The 21,047-nt window shown below is 60.8% G+C and carries 14 protein-coding genes; 7 read left to right on the top strand and 7 right to left on the bottom strand.

Features of this window, described 5'->3' with window-relative positions; translation table 11 throughout:
- Window positions 1–3: 3 nt before the first annotated feature.
- From cobN to ACVHNU_RS11910, 5 genes are all read left to right on the top strand, one after another.
- A complete protein-coding gene (gene cobN / locus ACVHNU_RS11930; protein ID WP_473019818.1) occupies window positions 4–3,852 on the top strand; it encodes a cobaltochelatase subunit CobN in 3,849 nt (1,282 codons plus the stop codon).
- A gap of 143 nt (window positions 3,853–3,995) precedes the next feature.
- Complete coding sequence (locus tag ACVHNU_RS11925) at window positions 3,996–4,994, top strand: magnesium chelatase ATPase subunit I (protein ID WP_473019817.1); 999 nt, start codon at window positions 3,996–3,998, stop codon at window positions 4,992–4,994.
- A 104-nt stretch (window positions 4,995–5,098) separates the two neighbouring features.
- Window positions 5,099–5,653 (top strand): vWA domain-containing protein, encoded by a 555-nt coding sequence (locus ACVHNU_RS11920; protein ID WP_473019816.1) that lies wholly within the window; start codon window positions 5,099–5,101, stop codon window positions 5,651–5,653.
- 171 nt (window positions 5,654–5,824) lie between these two features.
- Complete coding sequence (locus tag ACVHNU_RS11915; protein WP_473019815.1) at window positions 5,825–7,471, top strand: phospholipase D-like domain-containing protein; 1,647 nt, start codon at window positions 5,825–5,827, stop codon at window positions 7,469–7,471.
- Between the two features lie 415 nt (window positions 7,472–7,886).
- On the top strand, window positions 7,887–9,446 hold the full coding sequence (locus ACVHNU_RS11910; RefSeq protein ID WP_473019814.1) for a TerC family protein: 1,560 nt from the start codon (window positions 7,887–7,889) through the stop codon (window positions 9,444–9,446).
- Between the two features lie 103 nt (window positions 9,447–9,549).
- Here the strand turns inward: ACVHNU_RS11910 and ACVHNU_RS11905 are convergent, their stop codons facing one another.
- The 7 genes from ACVHNU_RS11905 to ACVHNU_RS11875 form a co-directional block, all read right to left on the bottom strand.
- Window positions 9,550–10,626 (bottom strand): GGDEF domain-containing protein, encoded by a 1,077-nt coding sequence (locus tag ACVHNU_RS11905; RefSeq protein ID WP_473019813.1) that lies wholly within the window; start codon window positions 10,624–10,626, stop codon window positions 9,550–9,552.
- Window positions 10,610–11,488 (bottom strand): DUF4434 family protein, encoded by an 879-nt coding sequence (locus tag ACVHNU_RS11900; protein ID WP_103485153.1) that lies wholly within the window; start codon window positions 11,486–11,488, stop codon window positions 10,610–10,612. The genes ACVHNU_RS11905 and ACVHNU_RS11900 overlap by 17 nt, the downstream gene beginning before the upstream one ends.
- On the bottom strand, window positions 11,488–14,649 hold the full coding sequence (locus ACVHNU_RS11895) for an NfrA family protein (protein ID WP_473019812.1): 3,162 nt from the start codon (window positions 14,647–14,649) through the stop codon (window positions 11,488–11,490). Before ACVHNU_RS11895 ends, ACVHNU_RS11900 begins: the two co-directional genes overlap by 1 nt.
- Window positions 14,646–16,820: a cyclic di-3',5'-guanylate-activated glycosyltransferase NfrB gene (nfrB, locus tag ACVHNU_RS11890; RefSeq protein WP_473019811.1), complete on the bottom strand. Its 2,175-nt coding sequence runs from the start codon at window positions 16,818–16,820 to the stop codon at window positions 14,646–14,648. The genes ACVHNU_RS11895 and nfrB overlap by 4 nt, the downstream gene beginning before the upstream one ends.
- Complete coding sequence (wecB, locus tag ACVHNU_RS11885) at window positions 16,817–17,971, bottom strand: non-hydrolyzing UDP-N-acetylglucosamine 2-epimerase (RefSeq protein WP_045122482.1); 1,155 nt, start codon at window positions 17,969–17,971, stop codon at window positions 16,817–16,819. The genes nfrB and wecB overlap by 4 nt, the downstream gene beginning before the upstream one ends.
- Window positions 17,972–18,147: 176 nt before the next feature.
- On the bottom strand, window positions 18,148–18,579 hold the full coding sequence (locus tag ACVHNU_RS11880; RefSeq protein WP_473019810.1) for a thioredoxin family protein: 432 nt from the start codon (window positions 18,577–18,579) through the stop codon (window positions 18,148–18,150).
- A gap of 98 nt (window positions 18,580–18,677) precedes the next feature.
- Window positions 18,678–19,082 carry a hypothetical protein gene (locus ACVHNU_RS11875; protein WP_262143417.1) on the bottom strand — a complete coding sequence of 135 codons (405 nt, stop codon included), beginning with the start codon at window positions 19,080–19,082 and terminating at the stop codon, window positions 18,678–18,680.
- Between the two features lie 394 nt (window positions 19,083–19,476).
- On the opposite strand from ACVHNU_RS11875, the gene ACVHNU_RS11870 reads away from it, so the two are divergent.
- Together ACVHNU_RS11870 and ACVHNU_RS11865 are read left to right on the top strand one after the other, a co-directional pair.
- Window positions 19,477–20,325: a transporter substrate-binding domain-containing protein gene (locus ACVHNU_RS11870; protein ID WP_003225457.1), complete on the top strand. Its 849-nt coding sequence runs from the start codon at window positions 19,477–19,479 to the stop codon at window positions 20,323–20,325.
- 50 nt (window positions 20,326–20,375) lie between these two features.
- Window positions 20,376–21,038 (top strand): amino acid ABC transporter permease, encoded by a 663-nt coding sequence (locus tag ACVHNU_RS11865; protein ID WP_003225455.1) that lies wholly within the window; start codon window positions 20,376–20,378, stop codon window positions 21,036–21,038.
- The last annotated feature ends 9 nt before the right edge of the window (window positions 21,039–21,047 follow it).

The raw sequence follows: 21,047 nt of genomic DNA, 5'->3' as shown, positions 1-21,047 counted from the left end.
GCCATGCACCTGCTCAGGACCCAGCCCGGCGGTTTCGTGTCGGATGACAACATTGCCGACCTTGGACAAACCCCCGCCGAGCTGGTGATCCTGTGCAGCGGCGATTCCAGCCTGGCGCTGCTCGCCGAAGCGGCGCAGCAACTGCCTGAGGATTACCCGAGTCTGCGCCTGGCCAATCCGATGCAGGTGCAGAATCACGCCTCGGTCGATCTGTATGTCGATGAGGTGTTGCGTCACGCCAAGGTCATTCTGATTTCGCTGCACGGCGGCATCGCCTATTGGCGTTACGGCGTCGAGCGTCTGGTGGAATTGTCCGAGCGCGGCGTGCAGGTGATTCTGGTGCCCGGTGATGATCGTCCCGACCCGGAACTCAGCGACCTGAGCACCGTGCCCGCCGAAGATCGCGACCGCCTCTGGCAGTTCCTGCGTCAGGGCGGCATGGGCAATGCGCTGGATTTCTTTCGTTGTCTGGCCAACCGCTGGCTGGCGCGGGATTACGCCTGGGGCGAGCCGCAAGCGCTGCCGCGTACGGCGATTTACCACCCACAGAAAAACACCGCCGCACTGAGCGACTGGCAAGCCGAATGGCTGCCCGGTCAACCGGTCGCGGCGGTTTTGTTTTATCGATCGCATTTGCAAGCGGCGAACACCGCGTTCATTGACGTGTTCTGCCAGCGCTTGCAGGCAGCGGGGCTCAATCCGTTGCCGATCGCGGTTGCCAGCCTGAAAGAACCCGGCTGCCTGTCGGTGGTCGAGGACTGGCTGGATGAGGTCGAGGCGGCGGTGATTCTCAACACCACCGGCTTCGCGCAATCCAGCCCGGAAGCCCCGCACCTGCGGCCGTTCCGGCGCAATATTCCGGTGATTCAGGCGATCTGCGCTCAGGACAACGAACCGGGCTGGCGCGACAGCGAGCAGGGCCTCGGGCCACGGGATCTGACGATGCACATCGCCTTGCCGGAACTTGATGGACGCATCATCAGCCGGCCGATCAGCTTCAAGGATCTGGCCTGGCGCAGTGAGCGCAGCCAGTCCGACGTGGTCTGCTACCGGGCGCAACCCGAACGTATGGATTTCGTCGCCGAACTGGCCCGGCGCTGGAGCGATCTGGCGCGGCTGCCGAACGCGGAAAAACGCATCGCGCTGATCCTCGCCAACTACCCGACCCGCGATGGTCGGATCGGCAATGGCGTCGGTCTCGACACACCAGCGGCAGCGTTGAATATCCTGCGGGCGTTGCAGGCGGAAGGTTTTCCGCTGGCGGCTGAGTTGCCGGACAGCGGCACCGCGTTGATCCAGCAATTGCTCGGCGGCGTCAGCAACGATCTCGACAGCATCGACCTGCGTCCGTGCCAGCAAAGCCTGGCGATGGACGCCTATCTGGCGATGTTCAACGCGCTGCCGGAAGCCAATCGCGCGGCAGTGCTGGAACGCTGGGGCGCGCCGCAAAATGACCCGATGTGTCGCGACGGACGGATGATGATCGCCGGTCTGCGTTTTGGCCTGACCTTCGTCGGCATTCAACCGGCGCGCGGTTATCAGGTCGATCCGAGCGCGGTGTATCACGACCCGGATCTGGTGCCACCGCACGGCTATCTGGCGTTCTATTTCTGGCTGCGCAACACCTACGGTGCCCACGCGGTGATTCACGTCGGCAAGCACGGCAACCTCGAATGGCTGCCGGGCAAGGGCGTGGGGCTTTCGGAGAATTGCTGGCCGGACGCATTGCTCGGGCCGCTGCCGAACATCTATCCGTTTATCGTCAATGACCCGGGCGAGGGCGCCCAGGCCAAACGGCGTACGCAAGCGGTGATCATCGACCACCTGATGCCGCCGCTGACCCGCGCCGAAACCTACGGCCCGTTGCGCAATCTGGAGCTGCTGGCCGACGAATATTACGAGGCGCAACTGCTCGATCCGCGTCGCGCCCGCGAGCTGCAGCGCGACATTCTGCAACTGGTGCGCGAAACGCAGATCGACCGCGAACTGCAACTCGACGCCGGTCTGGACAGCGACGCCGATGCAGCGATCTGGCTGCCGCGTCTGGACACTTATTTGTGTGACCTGAAGGAATCGCAGATTCGCGATGGCCTGCACATTTTCGGCGAGTCGCCGACCGGACGTTTGCGCATCGATACGTTGCTGGCCTTGCTGCGCATTCCGCGTGGCGACGGCAAGGGCGCGCAGTCGAGTTTGCTGCGGGCGTTGGCCAAGGCGTTTGAATTGGACTTTGATCCGCTGGATTGTGCGCTTGCCGATTCCTGGAACGGCCCACGTCCGATAGCGCTGCAAAACGTCAGCGACGAAGTCTGGCGCAGCGCCGGCGACACCCGCGAACGGCTTGAACTGTTCGCCACCCAACTGATTTCCCAAACACTACAAATCCCCTGTGGGAGCGAGCTTGCTCGCGAAAGCGGTGGGTCAGGTATATCAATGACGACTGACACGACGCTTTCGCGAGCAAGCTCGCTCCCACAAGGGGCGTGTTGGGCTGAAGTGAGGGCAATCATTGATAACCTGCGCGAAGTCGTCGCCCCACGCCTCGACGCCTGCGGTCCCGCTGAAATGCGTGGTCTGCTCGACGCCCTCGGCGGTCGCTTTGTCCCCGCCGGCCCAAGTGGCGCACCCAGCCGTGGCCGTCTCGACGTGTTGCCCACCGGGCGCAACTTCTACTCGGTGGACGTGCGCAACCTGCCGACCACCACCGCGTGGCGCATCGGTTTCCAGTCCGCCACGTTGATCCTTGAGCGCCACTTGCAGGATCACGGCGATCACCTGCGTCAGCTCGGTCTGTCGGTGTGGGGCACTGCGACCATGCGTACCGGCGGTGACGACATCGCTCAGGCCATGGCGCTGATGGGCGTGCGTCCGGTGTGGGCCACCGGCAGTCAGCGCGTCGATGACTTCGAGATTCTGCCGCTGAGCCTGCTCGACCGGCCACGGGTCGATGTCACACTGCGGGTCTCGGGCTTCTTCCGCGATGCCTTTGCCAACCTGATTCGCCTGTTCGACGCGGCCGTGCAAGCGGTGGCGGCGCTGGACGAACCGGATGACCTCAATCCGCTGGCGGCGAAAGTGCGCGCCGAGCGTGAAGCGCTGCTGCAGTCCGGGCTGGATGCCGATGCGGCGCGGCGCCAGGCCGGCTGGCGGATCTTCGGCGCCAAGCCCGGGGCTTACGGCGCCGGTGTGCAAGGCGCGATCGACGGGCGCCTGTGGCAGACCCGCGAGGATCTGGCCGAGGTCTACCTGAACTGGGGCGCCTACGCTTACGGCGGTGCTGACGAAGGCACCGCCGCCCGCGAGCAGTTCGTCCAGCGTCTGAGCCAGGTGCAGGCGGTGCTACAGAACCAGGACAATCGCGAGCATGACCTGCTCGACTCCAACGACTATTACCAGTTTCAGGGCGGCATGCTCGCGGCGGTGGAAACCCTGCGCGGGGAAGCGGCGGCCAGTTATCACGGCGATCACAGCCAGCCGGATCTGCCGAAAATCCGCACCCTGAAAGAAGAACTGAACCGGGTGATCCGCTCGCGGGCGGCCAATCCAAAATGGATCGACGGGGTCAAACGCCACGGTTATAAAGGCGTGTTCGAGTTGGCGGCGACGGTCGATAACCTGTTCGCCTTCGATGCCACCACGCAGCTGATTGACGATCATCAGTACGCGTTGCTGGCCGACGCTTATTTGCTCGATCCGGCGACCCGGGATTTTGTTCGCGAACACAATCCGCATGCGCTGCGCGACATGACCGAGCGCATGCTGGAAGCGCAGCAGCGCGGGATGTGGCAGGAACCCGGGGCCTACAAAGAGGCCCTGGAAAACCTGCTGCTGGATATAGAAGAAGACACCTGACACACCACAATACCTTGTAGGAGTGAGCCTGCTCGCGATAGCGGTGTATCAGCAAACCTATTTGTCGCTGACACACCGCTATCGCGAGCAGGCTCACTCCTACATTGAAATGCATTCACTCCGACCATGACCGAGTATTGAAGATGTCCGACACCCCGCATTTCCCGCTCTCCGCCGTGGTCGGCGCCGATGACCTGAAACTCGCGCTGTACCTCACCGCCATCGACCCAAAAATCGGTGGCGTGCTGATCGAAGGCCCGCGCGGCATGGCCAAATCGACCCTGGCCCGTGGCCTCGCCGATCTGCTGGCGAGCGGGCAGTTCGTCACGCTGCCGCTGGGCGCTACCGAAGAGCGTCTGGTCGGCACCCTCGATCTCGACGCGGCGCTGAGCGCAGGCCGTGCGCAGTTTTCTCCCGGTGTATTGGCCAAGGCTGACGGCGGTGTGCTCTACGTCGATGAAGTGAATTTGCTGCCCGACCATCTGGTGGATCTGCTGCTTGATGTGGCGGCCAGCGGCACCAACCTGATCGAACGCGACGGCATCTCCCATCGGCATTCGGCGCGGTTCGTCTTGATCGGCACGATGAACCCGGAAGAGGGCGAATTGCGGCCTCAACTTCTTGATCGTTTCGGCCTGAACGTCGCCCTCAGCGGCCACACCGCGCCGACCGAACGCGGGCAGATTATCCGCCGCCGACTGGATTTCGACAGCGATCCACAGGCGTTCTGCGCGCAGTGGGAAGCACAGCAGCAAGCGCTGCGCGAACGCTGCGAACAGGCGCGCATCGCCTTGGCGAGCATTCCGCTGGACGACGATGCGTTGGCGAGCATCACCGAGCGTTGCTTTGCGGCCGGCGTCGATGGCTTGCGTGCCGATCTGGTCTGGCTGCGCGCCGCCCGTGCTCACGCGGCGTGGCGCGGTGCTGCAGCAATTGCCGAGCAAGACATCGACGCGGTGGCGGAATTTGCCCTGCGTCATCGCCGTCGTGAATCGTCTTCGTCCAGCCCGCAGCCTCCCGCGCAGAACTCATCCAATCCCCAAGCCGAACCAAGCGACGGCCAGGGGCAGTGGGGCGACATGCCCGCCCCGGCACTGGCCACCGGTGCCCGCCGCGAAGTGCCGAGCTGGCCAAAAAAGTAACCGGCATTCGTCCCCGATCCGACGCGGGGGCGAATGCCAGACCCCGCGCCGGACGCCTCGATCACGGACGCCAGGGCAAGCGCCACCCCGCGCGCAGTGGCCTGGTGAACTGGCCGGGGACGCTGCTCAACGGCCGCCCGCAAACCCGTGACGACTTGCAGTTCCAGTTGCGCACTCGTTCTCCCCATGAGTTGTGGCTGGTGATCGTCGATGCGTCGGCTTCGACGCGTCGGCATCAGGCATTAAGTGATGCCAAAGGCCTGCTCGCACAATTGTTCGATGACGCTTATCGGCAACGGGCACGACTGGCACTGTTGACCGCCAGCGGTACCACGCCGAAATGGCAGGTTCAGGGTTTGAAGGCGTCGAGTGGCTTGCGCACCTGGCTGGAGGCGTTGGGCGCTGGCGGCGGCACACCATTGGTGGCGGCGTTGGCGCAGGCGCAGCAGTGGCTGGTGCAGCGGCAAAAGCGTTTTCCGGCCGAGCAGCAGCGCTTGCTGGTGGTCACGGATGGGCGTTTGAAAGCCTTGCCGTCGATGCCGGCGCTGGAGTGTCCGGGATTGTTGATCGACATTGAGCGCGGGCCCATCCGATTGGCACGGGCGCGGGAATTAGCGGCGGCGCTGAATGCGGATTATCGGCACATTGATGATCTGTGATGCCTGAGCGGCCTCTTCGCGAGCAAGCCCGCTCCCACAAGGAATGTGAACGCTGCTTGACCTGTGGGAGCGGGCTTGCTCGCGAAGAGGTCACCTCGGTTCAAACGGATTTCATCAAAACTTGCAGCGCTGCTCTATGCTCCACCCCAGCCCAATCACAAGGAGTGAATCATGCGGGTACTGGTCGCCAATCCTCAGGACGATTTTCGCGTCAAAGCCTATGCCGGCACCAACGGCGTGTTGCTCGCCATGGATCTGGCCGAGCCCCGACGCAAAGGCCTGCTCGGCTTCGCCATCGAGAAGCAGCAGGGTGCCAAGCCGTGGTTGTTTCTGTTCAACAGCCTGACGTTTCCCGGCAAGGCTCACACTTTCCCCCAGTATCACGCCACACCCAGCGATAAGGCCCCTTTGCAGAAATTCCGCTGGGCCGATTACGCGGTGGATCCGGGGACAACGATGCACTATCGCGTGCATCTGGCCTACGGCACGGCGGATGCACCGCAACTGGGCGAGTCGCTGGAGCTGAGCATCACCAGTGACGATGGTCATCCGGCCAACCAAAGCGTGATCTTCAACCGCGCCGTGGCCGCCAGTCAGGCCTTCCAGCGCAAGTTTCCCGAGCTCGACGCGCAGATCAGCGCCAACAAGAACCTGCCCATCGAAGCCTGGCCCGATGCGGCACGACTGTGGCTGGAGAACGGCCTGCTGGAGCGTTTGCTCGGGTACATCGAGCGCGCTGTCGACGCCAATTGGGCGCTGGATATCGCGATCTACGAGTATCAGTTGCAGGCGATCATCGATGCGGTGAACGCGGCGTTCGCCCGCGGGGTTCAAGTGCGTGTGCTGTACCACGCTCGACCTGATGATTCCGATACCGCCCTGAACGAAGCGAACCTGGCGAAGTTGCCGGCGGCAAACAAGCGCGCTCGCGTCACTCATGAGATCTTCCACGATAAATTTATTGTCCTCAGCCGGGTCGATGGCAGCGGGCAGCGCCAACCGCAGGCGGTGCTGTGCGGCAGTACCAATTTCACTGCCAATGGCGTGTATCGCCAGGCCAACGTGGTGCATACGCTCGACGACGTGACGATCGCCACGCGTTATTTGCAAACCTTCGAAGAAGTCTGGGCCAACCCCACCGATGTCGGCGCGACGCGTACCTGGATTACTCAACATAACCCGATGGACCCAACGCAGCCGCTGTTTGCCGGGTTCTCGCCACGCAGCGGTGGTGGCGATTTGCGTGAGTTCGTCGAGATCATCGAGGCGGCCAAAAAGGACGTGTTGTTCGTCACGGCTTTTACCCTGCCGGACATGATTCTCAACGCGCTACTCGGCAAACCGCATGACGACATCCTGCGTTACGGTCTGCAAAACACCGCGAGCAGCATCACCGGGTTTCATGCCGACCGCACAGCCGAATTCGCCGCCACGGCATTACTCAATACCGGGCTGGAAGGCTGGCTCAAGGAAAGCATGAAAGGCCAGAAGGGAAACCTGCTGGTGCACACCAAAGCCGTAGTCACCGACTTCACCACCGATGCGCCGACGATCATCAGCGGCAGTCACAACCTCAGTACATCAGCCAGTAACGGCAATGACGAGAACTTCCTGATCATTCGTGGCGACACCGATCTGGCTGACCGCTATGGCCTGGAGTTGCTGCGTTTCTATGAGCATTACCGCTTTCGCTATTTCGCGAAAAAACTCGAGCTCAAGCAGGTGAGTCCGTTGGCGGTGGATGACAGCTGGACCAACGATTATTACGTGGAAGGGGATTTGCGGCAGTTGTCGCGGTTGCGTTTTGCCGGGCGATGATGTGGCGTGTTTGATGACCCCTTCGCGAGCAAGCCCGCTCCCACATTGGCCCCTCTTTGAACTCAGAACTTGCGTCCGACGAATAACCCCTGTGGGAGCGGGCTTGCTCGCGAAAGGGCCAACAGGAAAAACACATTTCTTGTGCTCTTACAGATTTTGAAATGATTTGCCGCTGTAGAAAATGTGCCCTGAGCCTGTACGCTCCAAGGCCATTTTTCATTCAGGATTTGCATGAACACCCTCTCGGAGCCTCCCAGTCGTACTTTCTCCTCGCGCCATGGCGCGGTCTTGACGCACTCGCAGCATCCGGTTTTCCGACTCCCGACTATCGTTGACAACGCGGCATCAGAGCCTTCGCGTTGCACTTTGCCGTGCCCGGCAGCCTGAATTCACTGACGAGAGATCAAGACATTTTATGGAATGGTTAGCGGATCCCACGGCCTGGTTAGGCTTGTTGACTTTGATCGTGCTGGAACTGGTGCTGGGTATCGACAACCTGGTGTTCATCGCAATCCTGGCGGACAAACTGCCGCCGCATCAGCGCGATCGCGCGCGGATCATCGGCCTGTCGCTGGCGCTGATCATGCGCCTGGGCCTGTTGGCGAGTATTTCCTGGCTGGTCACCCTCACGCAGCCGTTGTTCGAGGTGTTCGGCAAGAGCTTCTCCGGCCGTGACCTGATCATGCTGTTCGGTGGTGTGTTCCTGCTGTTCAAGGCGACGATGGAGCTGCACGAACGACTCGAAGGCCACGTCGGCCAGCGCTCGAGCAACGCCGCTTACGCGCTGTTCTGGCCAATCGTCGCGCAGATCGTGGTGCTCGACGCGGTGTTCTCGCTGGACGCGGTCATCACCGCCGTCGGCATGGTGGATGAACTGGCGGTGATGATGATCGCGGTGATCATCTCCATCGGTCTGATGATCGTCGCCAGCAAGCCGTTGACCCGCTTCGTCAACGCGCACCCGACGGTGATCATGCTGTGTCTGGGCTTCCTGATGATGATCGGTTTTGCCCTGACGGCCGAAGGCCTGGGCTTCCACATCCCGAAAGGCTATCTGTACGCGGCGATTGGTTTCTCGATCCTGATCGAGGTGTTCAACCAGATTGCCCGGGCGCGGCGCAAACGTTCGATGCAAGGCCTGCGCCCCATACGTGAGCGTACGGCCCATGCGGTGATGCGTCTGCTGGGCGGGCGCAAGCTGGAGGCGGAGGAGGTCGGCGAGGAAATCTCTGACCTGCTGGATGACGGCGAAGCACCGAGTGCGGAGCTGTTCGACCGCCGCGAGCGGGTGATGATCAGTGGCGTGCTGCAACTGGCCGAGCGTCCGATTCGGAACTTGATGACCGTGCGCGCCGACGTCGACACCATCGATCTGGCCGACGACGCCGAGACGATTCGCACAAAATTGATGCACTCGTCGTATTCACGTCTGCCGCTGATTCGCAACGGCGCGGTGGATGAGCCCTTGGGCTTCGTGCACAAGAAGGAACTGCTCAAGGAATACCTGGCCGGTGCCGAGCCGAACCTGGAGCACTTGGCGCGCAAGACCATCAACCTGCTCGACAGCTATTCGATCCTCAATGCGCTGGAGCAGATGCGTGCGGCGTCGACTCACATCGCCTTCGTGGTCAACGAGTTCGGTGACTTCGTCGGCGTGTTGACCATGACCGATATCCTCGAATCGATTGCCGGCGAACTGCCCGATGCCAGCGAAATCGAAGGTCCGGATGTGATCGAAGAGCAGGGCGGGTTCATCGTCAACGGTGCGTTGAACCTGACTCGTGTTCGCCAACGTACCGGGTTTGGTGCGCAGCCAACAGAGGATTACCAAACGCTGGCCGGGTTGGTGATGAGCCTGCTGGACCGCTTGCCGATGATTGGCGATCGATTGCAGTGCGAGGGCTGGCAGATGACCGTGATGGCGGTGGAGGAGCGGCGGGTGACGCGGGTGTTGCTGGTGCGTGAAATCGAGTAATCCTTGGGCGCTCCTTTCGCGAGCAGGCTCGCTCCCACTCTGGAACACATTCCACAGTGGGAGCGAGCCTGCTCGCGAATGCAATCTGTCCTGCGCCATAAAATCACTGATGAAAAGTAAAGCGATCCTTGCCCGAATGCTTTGACTCATACAACGCTTCATCCGCCTTGATCAGTGCCTGATTCAAGGTGTCGCCATCTTCCACCCGGGCCACACCCATGCTGATCGTGACCGGGTGCTGTGTCGGTTGTTCGCGAACCACCCGGCACAACTCGCCAGCCAGCGTCTCGACATCCTCGCGCCGCAAACCCGCCAGATAAATTGCAAACTCCTCGCCACCCAGACGGGCGAAATCGTGCTGCGCCATCACCGTTTTGATATCGGCTGCCACGCGCTTCAGCACTTCATCACCAATGTCGTGACCGTACACATCATTCACTTTCTTGAAGTTGTCGATGTCGATCATCGCCAGGTAATGATCATGCTGGCGGGGAACTGTTTTCAGGTGGTTTTGCGCGACGGTCATGAACGATCGGCGATTGGGGATATCGGTTAGCGTGTCGTTGTAGGCCTGATCCAGCAGCAGCCTGGACATGATGTAGTTGTAGAGCTTGGCCTCACGCAGTTTGAGGAAGGTGTAGATGCTCAACGAGCAGAGAAACACGCTGTAGCAGGCGGTCATCACGCCCCTGAGTTCAATCAGGGTGGTGGGGGTATTGATGAACGGGTTGAGTACCAGCCAGATGATGGCTTGCGTCGCGAAAAATGCCCAGCGACTCAGTGGCAGCACCGATACGCTGTAGAGCATGCTCGCCGCGGCGAGTACCAGCCATGAGCTGTGAACCGCGAGCGGGACGCCGGTGATGATCAGCCGCACGCCCACGGTCAGGCCCAGTACGAACAGCAGCGTGATCACGTCGAAATGGCGAGCCTTGCGGGTGAACCCCATGACGACGGTCAACGTTGAAAAAAAAGTGATGAAGGCCATCGAGCGCCAGGTGAATCCCTGTTCGCCGAGGAAGCTGACCACCAGATCGAACACCAGCCAGATGGCGAAACTCGCGACGTAGATCAGCAGACTGAACGTGTGCAGTCGTTCGAATTCATGCTGGATGAACTCGGCCCGCAACTCGGCGGGCGCGGTTTTCTTCAGTACCTGCTCTTCAACGAGTCTGTACATTGCTGCCTTGCTGTTTGCGCTGGTTGTCGAGGATCACCCGAGCCCAAGGGCGGTAACGCAGGGAAAACACAGCGCTGACGTGACAGCCGGTGGATGCCGCATCGGGCAGCGCAGGTTCGGCACGAAACGGCTGGCCCTCGGCACTGACCTGACGGAATGCCTCGCGCACAATACCCACGGAGCAGGGCAGAGCGCTGGCATAGCCATTGCGCACCAGCGGTGACAATTTGCCTGTGCCTGCACCATCCTGCCACCACACCTGAATATCGGCGCCACTCAGCTCGCCCAGCCATTGCCCATTGACCGTCGGTGCGAGTTTGCCGGCGCTGAACGCACTGATGTGCAGCGGTGCGTCGAGCTTGCCGGCGAAAGCCTTGAGCTGTCGTTGCAACGTGGCTCGGCGATCGGCCGCCAGGAAGTGGAAGTCATCCAGTTCCATCGGCAAATACCAGCCACTGACAGGCAATTTCCAGTCCTTGCGCAGTGTTTGCTGTTGCGCCAGTGACTGACCCAACTGTGCCTGCCAGTAGGTGGCGAGCCCGGCGGTATCCAGTTCGTCGATACGCTGGTAGTAGGCCGGATCCATCTTCAGCCCGAGCACCAGTTGCAAACCCTGTTCTCGAGCCAGTTTCAGGCTGTTGGCGAGCCAGCCACTGGCGCCGCCAAAGTCCGAATCGCCATAAGCGGTCCACTGCACGATCACTGTGCTGATGCCTTGGCGGGCGGTGTCTCGCCAGATTTGTTGCCACTGCGCCTGACTGAGGCTGGCATCGACATTCAGCGGTTGATAAAACACGCGCTCGTCAGCACGCACGACCACTGCGCCCAGCATCAGGCAGAAAAACAGCATCCAGCGCGCCATCAGAAATTCCACTCCACGCCCAGCAGCACACCGTTGCCGCCGTCATACAGATTGCCGCCCAGCGATTGCTGGTACTCGGTGCGCACTGTCAGTTTCGAACGGTAAGCGTTGTAGCGGTCATCGTCATACCACCATTGCCAGCGCAGACCGACACCGGTGCGCAGGTCCTGACGCCAGTCGTTGCTCGGGTCCTGACTGGCAAATTCGAGGAAGCCATACGGCATGATCGTTTGCGCGGCGTTGGACGGCAGCTTCCACGCATGACCCTGCTGGAAACGCGACAACCACTGGTGATCGCCAGCCTTGGTCCACCATGCGGCATCAAGATAGAGAAAGCGCTCATCCCAGTCGCTTTCATCGACACGCCAATCGTTGCGGTACTGGCCCTGATCGAGGAACGAGGCTGTGGCGCGCAGCAGGTAATCGGTAGTGGTGTGGCCGTCCTGACGATGATCGTCGAGCTGATCCGAGAATTTATGCGGGTTGATCATCTGCCCGAGGCTCAGGCCATGGTTGTCCTGGTCATCGAACTGGCTCTGCTTGTAGATTTCGGCATAGAGGTTGATGTTCTGCGTGCCCCACGGTTTGTAGCGCAGGCCGACACCCGCTGCGGCGGACTCGGCGTAGCTGGAGCGACTCTGACCACCGAGCAAAACCCGCCCGTAGACCGACAGCGTGCTTCCCGCGCGGCTGGGTTCTTCACCCAGTGCGTGGTCCCACATCGCCACTTGCACGTTCTGTGAACTGGCGCTGCGGCGTGAGCCCTTGGTGTTGTCGTCACGCAGGAAATCGTTGGTCGAAACACCGGCAGGCGACCAGGTGCTGGCGAGGGTGAAACTGTCACGCCGTGAGAGCGTTTCGTGGGCGCGACGCTGGCGATAGCGCCGGGCTTCCATGCTGCCATCTTCATCGTCGGCGGCTACCGGGTTTTGTTCCAGATCGATTATTCGGCGCAATTCCTTGCGCGCCGAGGCGCTGTCCTCGACTTCGTCATAGCGCCAGGCCAAAGTTTCGCCGAGACGATAATCCTCGGGGAAATCCCGGGTCGCCTGCTGCAGGTACGGAATCGCCCGGGCGCGTTCTTCGCGAGTCGGCGCGCCGGACAGGCGCATGCCGTAATCGGCGCGGTAACGCGGGTTGTTCGGATCGCGACGCACCGCTTCCGTCAGCCAGGCATTGCTTTGCGGCATGTCGCCAGCCTTTTGTGCAGTGACGGAAGCGGCATAGAAATGCCCGGCATCCGGCGCTTGCTGCAAGGCCTGACGTTGGCGCTGCAACGCCTGGGCGTGGTCGCCACGGGCATCGGCAATCGCTGCGCCGAGTGCCCATTCATTGGCGCCGCGGGTTGTGCTTTGCTGCCAGTAACCCTCGGCAGTCTGGCTATCACCGGCATTCAGCGCACTGCGGCTGGCGGTCAAACGTGCGTTGTCGCTGAGTTCGGCGGCGGGAATGCTGCGCCAGATCGCCAAGGCACCAGCGGAGTCACCTGCGGCCTCCAGCGCATAGGCCAGTGGCAGACGGCTGCCGCGGTCGCCGAGTTTTTCTGCCTGTTGGTAATAAACCACCGCTTCACCGGGGCGGTCCGGCATTGCACAGCGGCCGAGCGCACGATAATCGCCGGCGGCCTGCGGGTGGCTGCCAATTGCTTGCTGCACGGCATCGCACTGACCGTTTTCCGCCAGTTGCGCAAGCAGTTGACCACGGCTGGCGCCGTCGATCTGGCTGATCAGCGATGCCATCCGTCGCTGTTGTGCGGGCGTGGTGTCTTTGGATGACGCATAGATTCCGGCCAGACGCTGCAGGGCGGTGCCCGGCAGACGACCACCGAAGCGGTCATAGGCGTTTTCCAGCAGCTCCTGCGCGTGGGCACGATCACCGCTGCTGAGAGCGAGGAAACTGGCCTGATTCAGCGAAGCCGGATCGCCGGTCTGACGGTAGTGGTATTCCCACAGCGTTTGTTCTTCGGTACGGCGACCCATGGACTGGGCCAGTTGCGCGCGACGCTTGACCACCGCTGGAGTCTGCTCCTGCCCCGCAAGCCAGACCATTACTTTGCTGCTCTGCCCCTGTTCCTGCCAGACATCGAGCAGTTGTGCCTGTCGCCGGTTTTCCCATGGCTGCGGCAAGGTCGTGCTTTGCAACAGATCGGTGGCTTGCAGGCGCTGGGCGAGCACCAGCCATGCTTGGGGATCATCGGTTGGCTGGCAACGCCGCAGCTGCGTCAGCGCTGCTTCAGGATCGTGACGCGACAGCCAGTCGACGGTTTCCAGGCAGGGGCGCTGCAGGTCGTTGCTCAGGCGCTGGACTGTAGGCACATCGTCGGTCTGCCGGGCCAGTTCCCAAAGCCGCTGGCGTTGTGTCGGATCCGCCAAATCCGCAGCGGGCAATGACTGCAACCAGCGCTGAGCCTGTTGATCGTGGCCCATGGCAATGGCGCGATCGACCATCGCCAGACGTACCTTGCGCGCGGCGTCAGGGCTTGGTGCCTGTTGCAGCAGTTGCTGCAACGGTTTTTCGTCCAGACGCTGCACGTAAGCGTTGGCCAGACGTTGCCAGCCTTCGGCATCCAGTTGTTTGCGTGCCGCGAGGGGGGCCAACTGATCGATGGTGCCACTCCAGTCACGTAGTTGTTCGGACCAGTTGGCGCGGGCCAGGCGCAGGATGTTGTCATCGCCCCTGGGCGCCAGTTGCGCCAGCCAGTCGTGGGCCTTGGCCGCGCCGCCGAATTTGGCCAGGCTCAAACTGTAGGCCTGCCACAGACGCACACGGTCGTTTAGATCGCTGGTCGCCATCCATTGCTCGACCTGGGTGCTGCTCGGCGGATCCTGTTCGATCCAGGTCAGGCGCAGGTCGAGAGTGGCTGCGCTGTCGCGTTCCGGCAACGCTTCGACGGCGTCCTTGTAACGGCGTTGTTTGGCCAGGGCGTCCACCAGCAGCGCCCGAGCTTCATCATTTTTTGGAACCTTCTCCAGCAGGTGGCGCATCAGGCGTTCGACTTCTTTCCAGTTGCCTTTCTTCGCTTCCCGATAGCTGCGGTCCATGTAGGGATAGCTGCGAAACTGTTCGAAATCGCTCAGCGGCGCGGCTTGCAGCGGGTAGGCGCTGCTCAGGCCGAGCAGCAGGCTGCCCATCAATAAAGTGTGACGATGTACTGGTTTCATGCGACCTCCCGGACGATGCGGTAAGCCGCTTGTTGCTCACTGGCCTGATCGGCCAGGGCTTGCTGGAGAACTTCCTGAGTGATCATGCCGCGGGAAATCAGGTGTTCACCGAGGGACATGTTTTCCGCATCGAAATCGATCAGCGCTTGATTGAACAGGGTCGGCGGAACCATGCCGCGCACCTGCAGCAGGTTGCCGAGCAGTACCTGATGGCGACTGACGCGTTCCAGCAGATCTTCATCGTCCTGATGGCGCTCAAGCACTTGCAGCATATGACGCACTTCCTCACTTTGCCGGGGGCTGGCGTACCAGTAACGAATTCCCAGCGTCACGCGGCCCTGCGGTGCCAGTCGGCAGCGCACCGGGCGTTTCAATTGACGGCTGATCGCACCGAGCGATACCTGACTGACCGGGCCTTCGGAGGCCAGCACCAGAGTGTCGCCTTCCTCGGCGACCGGCAGTACGCCGTAGTGCGAAGCGACCCTGCGTGGCACGGCGTCGATCAGGCGCTGGTCGAGCTTGAAGGGATTGAGCGGTGCCCATTCCAGTTCCAGCTGCTCGGCGAGTTCCTGTACCAGTTGGGTGCTGTTGATGTACTCACGCAACAGCAGCTCGCGACCCAGACGCCGACGCACCGGGCTGGTGATCGCCGCTTCCAGTTGTTCCTCCGTGAGCAGGCCTTTTTCCACCAGACGATGACCCAGCGGCGTGCGTTGCGCCTTGGTCAATGCCGGGAATTCGTGGGTGGTCTTGTCCCACGCCACGCGTCGCGAGTCGCCCATCGCCATGACCTGACGCAGGGCCCGCACGTTGGCGAAGAAGTTGACGAAGTTGCTCCACATCATTCGTGGCGCCGAGAGCAGGCCTTCGACCAGCCCGTAATAGCGGGTGACGAACCAGCCACGCTGGAACAGGCGATTGAGCAGCATGAAGCCGTTGAGCCAAAGCAATGCCGAGAGCAGCGAACTGTCGGAGAGAATCGATGGATAACGCCACGATTCGGGGGAAATCACGGTGATCAGCCACATCGCGATCAGGACCACGAACAGCAGGTTGACCAGAAAACTCAACATATAGGCGATCAGGCCGCGACGGTCTCGCCACAGGAAGTAGTTGAGCAGGCCCTTGCGGCTCCAGCCGAGGTTCTTGGTGCCCTGGAACACGATGCCGACGATCCAGCGCGACTTTTGCCGGATCGCGTGTTGCAGATCGCGGGGAAAGTGCTCGCGCACGCAGATCACCTGGGAGAATTCGCGGTTCATGCCGAACACCCACGGTTGCTCAAGTGCCAGCTTCGGATCGCTGACCGAGTAACGGGCAAAAATGCACTTCATGCCTTTCTGCTTGAGGCGGAAGCCGATGTCGTAATCCTCGGTGAGACTCTGTACATCGAACGCGATACCGTCACCGTCTTCGAGCAGGGCGCTGATGGCTTTTCGACTGAAGCAAGTGCCGACCCCGGCGCTGGGTACCTGACCGGTCAGGGCTTCACGGACGATGACGTCCTTGCCGTGGTTCTCGGCGAATTCGTCGACATAGTGTCCGGCGGTAAAACCTTTCCACTCAGGCGCGTAGGGGTAGACCGGAATCTGGATCAGATCCTTGTTTGGCAGCAGGTAGTTGAAGAGGCGCAATTCCATCGGCGAAATCACGTCTTCGGCGTCATGCAGGATGAACCCGGCGAACTGGATTTTTGCCTCGCTTTCAAAACGCAGGATCGCGTCGATGATGTTGTTCAGGCAATCGGCCTTGCTGGTCGGGCCGGGGCGGGCGCAGACCACTTTGTGCACGTTGGGATAGTGCTGGCAGACCGCGTCGACGTCGGCCTGGGTTTCGGCGTCGTTGGGGTAGGTGCCGACGAAAATCTGATAGTTTTCGTAATCGATGGTCGAGGCGGCCAGGCGCGCCATTTCGCCGACGACACCGACTTCGTTCCACGCCGGCACCATGATTGCCAGCGGTTTTTCGGGGATGGTGTAGAGACGTTGTTCGTCTGCCCGCTCGAATTTTTCGTAGATCCGCCAGCGCCGGATCAGCTTGCGAAACCAGTAGACAAGGTCGATGAACAGGTCATCCAGACCAAGGATGAACATCAACAGGGCGAGGGCGATCGCCACATATTTAAGACCAAACAGCACATACGCAAAGAAGTCGACCCAACCCAGACTCATACGTCGCTACCCACCGCCGAGCGAGCACTCAACCAGGCATGAAGGCGAGTGGCAATGAGTTCGCTGGCGTGGCCGTCGCCGTACGGGAAGTGCACGCGGCTCATGCGGGTGTAGGTGTCCTGGTCGTCCAGCAACTGGCTGGCCTCTTTGACGATGCGGGACTTGTCGGTCCCCACCAGCAGCATGGTGCCGCTTTCCAGCACGGATGGCCGTTCGGTCACATCGCGCAGCACCAGTAGCGGTTTGCCGATGGCCGGGGCTTCCTCCTGCACGCCGCCGGAATCGGTGAGGATGAAATGCGCACGGCCCATCAGCCACACGAAGTTCGGGTAGTCCTGCGGGGCGATCAGATAGATGTTGGGTTTGTCCGAGAGCGTGCCGTACACCACTTCCTGCACCAGCGGGTTGAGGTGCACCGGGTAAACGAACTGAACGTCGGGATAACGCTCGGCCAGTTCTGCCAATGCCTGGCAGATATTGCGGAAACCATCGCCGATGTTTTCCCGGCGATGGCTGGTGATCAGGATCATCCGGCGCTGATCATCGAGGACAGCCAACGGCGAGTCGGCGGCTGGATGCCAGTTGGTTTGCTGCTGGTGATCGCGCATCCACAGCAAGGCATCGATCACGGTATTGCCGGTGATTTCGATGTTGTCCTCGGGCACACCTTCGCGAAGCAGGTTGGCGGCGGTCTTGGAGGTGGGCGGGAAATGCAGGTCGGCAATCACGCCGGTCAAGCGTCGATTCGCCTCTTCAGGCCATGGTGCGCGCAGGTTGCCGGTGCGTAAGCCTGCTTCGACGTGGCCGATGGGTAGCTGACGATTGAACGCAGCGAGGGCGGCGATGAAGCTGGTGGTGGTGTCGCCGTGTACCAGCACGATGTCCGGCTTGACGCGTTCGTAGGCTTGATCGAGTTGTCCGAGCAGGTTCTGCGAGAGACCGTTGATGGTCTGACCCTGGGTCATCACCTGCAGGTCTTCGTCGAGCGTCAGTTCAAAGGCGTCGAGCACCTGGGCGAGCATCTCGCGGTGCTGGCCGGTGGAGCAGATGTTCAGTTGGATGTCGGGCCACTGGCGCAGAACCCTGGCCAGGGGGGCCATTTTGATGGCCTCCGGACGAGTACCGAAAACCATCATGACTTTGAAAGACATTGATCCCTCCTGGGACATGGCAACGCCGGGCTAAATCACCTGACGCCTGTGTTCGCTTGCCGAGAAATAAAAGAAAAGCAGCCGGAATGGAGCTTGTCCAATCCGGCCCGAGGCTTGTCTGTTACCGATAATTTGGAACGAAAGTGCCATCGGTTGATGGCTCTTAGGTGGCACTTTCAGGAAAAGTTCCATCGATGTGCGCGGGGGACGGTGCAGAGCGTGCGCAAGGTGCGCCGCAGCCAGGCCAGATCATGCCGGGGTGGGCGGATGACAGCTGGCGCTTTGGTTTTGCCGACGTGCCGGGCGAAATCTTCACTTAATGTTTCTTCAGTGCCGATGCCCTTGAGCTTCTTCATGAGTTTGCCGTTCTTGTAGAACAGCACGGTCGGCGTGCCGGTGACCAGCGGATGGCGCGGCGCTTCGCTGGTATTGAGCATGTAAATGTTCGCCCGAAGCCGATACGGCTCGGCCACCTCACGAAACACCGGCCCGGCCCATTCGCAGGCAGGACAGTATTCGTTGGCGAAGTACAGGATCACCGGACGCCAGGTTTTCAGGGCTTTGCGGTAGACAGGCGACAAAGCGGAGAGGGGTACATTCAGGCTCACGATTAGCTCCTTTTCTCGCTTCATCGACGACGCGATCGAGAGATTGAAAAAGCGAGTCATCATTGGCGATGACCCGCTCATCAACTTGAAACGTTGTGTCAGCTCAATTTGGAAAGCGTTACATCACCGAAATACGAGCCAGGCTTGCCGTTTTCTCCATCGTTGGCTTCCAGTTTGACTACGAACTTGATAGTCGCGTTATTGGCCTTAAACTTCTTGGAAAGAACTTCCCAGCTTTGCCCGCCCCCGACATTAAGTGAAACTGGCTCACCCGTCGGGTGAGCCTGCACCGTGATACGACCCGCTGCCCCCGGGTTGGTCTTCATCCGCGCGGATAACATGAATGTCCCACCATCACCGTCTGGCGTGGGCACCTCCTGACTGATAAATGCAGGAGAAGCAATAACGCAATCGCCGTTTTCATAATGAACTTTGTCCGCCTCGGACGCGCTCCAATGAGCACCTTGCTGGGAAAAGTCACCGTTTTTAATCAAATTAGCCATTTCACTCATCCTTGTTCGGTTATTGATGTTTCTGCTGAGCAGAGACTTCAGTAGGCCTCCGGGATCCGTTGGAAACAACTGTCAACTCTGACAGGTCGAGGTTGAAATCCGACAAACGGCAATTCGAAAAAAGAGACCTTGCGAAAGCTCTCCGTGCATCGAATACGCACATCGCTGCACTTGAATGTGACGTTACTACCCACACGATCGCTGAATTGTCCAAAAGCGGCGCCTCTGCGTGCCAGATGTCTCGTTAGCTAACCAGCTGAATAACTTGAAGTTCCACATACGGGCGATTTCGTCCGCGAGCTGTGGCACACTTTCTGCTGTTTATTCCGTAGTAACAAACCGTGTTCCGGTATAGCGGAATAAACATCATCCTGGAGTGCTTGCCATGCATCGCCGTCCTTCGTTGTTCAAAGCGTGTGTTTTTGTTCTTGCGGCTTCGTCCGCTGTCATGGGCATGGCCCAGGCAGCCGACAGCAAGCTCGACAGTGTTCTGGCCCGTGGCAAGTTGATTGTCGGCACCGGCAGCACCAATGCGCCGTGGCACTTTCAAGGTGCGGACGGCAAGTTGCAGGGCTTTGATATCGACATCGCCAGGATGGTGGCCAAGGGCTTGTTCAATGATCCGAACAAGGTCGAGTTTGTGGTGCAGTCGTCCGATGCGCGAATTCCCAATCTGCTGACCGACAAGGTCGACATGAGCTGCCAGTTCATCACCGTTACCGCGAGCCGCGCGCAGCAAGTGGCATTCACCCTGCCGTACTACCGCGAAGGTGTCGGTCTGCTGCTGCCGGCCAACAGCAAATACAAGGAAATCGAAGACCTGCAGGCTGCCGGTGATAGCGTTACCGTGGCTGTGCTGCAAAACGTCTATGCCGAAGAACTGGTGCATCAGGCACTGCCCAAGGCCAAGGTTGATCAGTACGACAGTGTCGACCTGATGTATCAGGCGGTGAACTCCGGTCGCGCCGATGCGGCAGCCACCGACCAGTCTTCGGTCAAATACCTGATGGTGCAGAACCCGGGCCGCTACCGCAGCCCGACCTACGCGTGGAGCCCGCAGACCTACGCTTGCGCCGTCAAACGTGGCGATCAGGACTGGCTGAATTTCGTTAACACCGTGCTGCACGAAGCCATGACCGGCGTCGAGTTCCCGACTTACGCAGCATCCTTCAAGCAATGGTTCGGTGTGGATCTGCCGTCGCCGGCCATCGGTTTCCCAGTCGAATTCAAATGACCCCGTGAGAGCGGGGCGCCTCAATCGCCCCGCTCAAGGTACTGCTGACCATGAACTATCAGTTGAACTTTGCCGCCGTGTGGCGCGATTTCGACACCTTGCTGGCGGGGCTCGGTCTGGGCCTTGAACTGGCGCTGGTGTCGATCGCCATCGGCTGCGTGATCGGCCTGCTGATGGCGTTTGCCTTGCTGTCGAAGCATCGCGCCTTGCGGGTGCTGGCCTCGGTGTACGTCACGGTGGTGCGTAACACGCCGATTCTGGTGTTGATTCTGTTGATCTACTTTGCCTTGCCGAGCCTGGGGATCCGCCTGGACAAGATCCCGTCGTTCATCATCACCTTGTCGCTGTATGCGGGCGCCTATCTGACCGAAGTGTTCCGTGGCGGCTTGCTGAGCATCCCCAAAGGCCAGCGCGAGGCGGGGCTGGCAATCGGTCTCGGTGAATGGCAGGTCAAGGCCTACGTCACGGTGCCGGTCATGCTGCGCAACGTGTTGCCGGCGCTCTCGAACAACTTTATCTCGCTGTTCAAGGACACCTCGCTGGCCGCCGCGATTGCGGTGCCGGAGCTGACCTATTACGCGCGCAAGATCAACGTCGAGAGCTACCGGGTGATCGAAACCTGGCTGGTGACCACGGCGTTGTATGTCGCGGCCTGTTACCTCATTGCCATGCTGCTGCGCTACCTCGAGCAGCGTCTGGCGATTCGCCGATAGGAGGCTGCG

The sequence above is a fragment of the Pseudomonas sp. Ors-4-3C genome, from assembly GCF_055755035.1.
Note: the sequence above shows the minus strand (reverse complement) of the source record. Positions and strands in the feature narration are given on the sequence as shown.